At 47.1% G+C, this 280-nt stretch carries 1 protein-coding gene; it reads right to left on the bottom strand.

Annotated elements, in window-relative coordinates; all coding sequences use genetic code 11:
• Positions 1 to 280 (bottom strand): hemagglutinin repeat-containing protein (locus ACFINS_RS10830; protein WP_375706276.1); only part of this gene is annotated, 280 nt, incomplete at both ends.

Below are 280 nucleotides of genomic sequence, written 5' to 3'. Positions count from 1 at the left end.
CGTTTGAACTTCAGAGCCCAGAATATTCAGATCCTTTCCAGAGGAAAGCGTTGTTGAGCCTCCAGAATTAACTTCTGATTGTTGATGCATGGATGCATTACCCTGCGCATCATGGTAGGTAGTTTTTATGGCACCGATTGTCAAATTGCCCTGCTCTGTGGCCATGGCAAGATCACCCCCTGTGCTGATCTTTACCCCAGAGGCTGTCATATCTTTCTTAGCAAGAACTGTCGCATTGCCCCCAGCAGAAAGCGCATTGGTGTTTAAAACAGTTTCCACC

It is taken from the genome of Bartonella sp. AA2SXKL, assembly GCF_042197205.1.
Classification (GTDB): Bacteria; Pseudomonadota; Alphaproteobacteria; order Rhizobiales; family Rhizobiaceae; genus Bartonella.
Note: the sequence above shows the minus strand (reverse complement) of the source record. Positions and strands in the feature narration are given on the sequence as shown.